Raw genomic sequence first — 349 nt, 5'->3', positions numbered from 1 at the left:
GCCCGAATTCCAGTTCGTCACGCGGCCTTCCGGCGACAGCATGAAGATCGCGTAGTCCGTCACGCCGTCGACGAGCAGCCGGAAACGCCGCTCGCTTTCGAGCACCGCGTCATGCACCGCTTTCTTGTCGGTCATATCGCGCACGATCTCGCCGAAGCCGAGCAGCGCGCCGTCGGACGAACGCAGCGCGGTCAGAACGACGCTCGCCCAGAACGCCTTGCCGTCCTTGCGTAGCCGCCAGCTTTCACCCTCCAAGCGGCCTTCGCGGCGCGCCGTGGCGAGCGCCGTTTGCGGCAGACCTTTGGCGCGCTGCTCGGCGCTATAGAAGATGTCGAGCGGCTGACCGATC

Annotated in this window: 1 protein-coding gene; it reads right to left on the bottom strand. The window is 66.5% G+C overall.

What is annotated here, in order from left to right; all coding sequences use genetic code 11:
- A partial coding sequence (locus SB753_RS35510) for a PAS domain-containing protein (RefSeq protein WP_410804763.1) occupies positions 1–349 on the bottom strand: 349 nt, incomplete at both ends.

Source organism: Paraburkholderia sp. SIMBA_053 (genome assembly GCF_046534895.1).
Classification (GTDB): domain Bacteria; phylum Pseudomonadota; class Gammaproteobacteria; order Burkholderiales; family Burkholderiaceae; genus Paraburkholderia; species Paraburkholderia caledonica.
The sequence above is the reverse complement of the archived record's forward strand: the minus strand, read 5'-3'. Positions and strand labels throughout refer to the sequence as shown.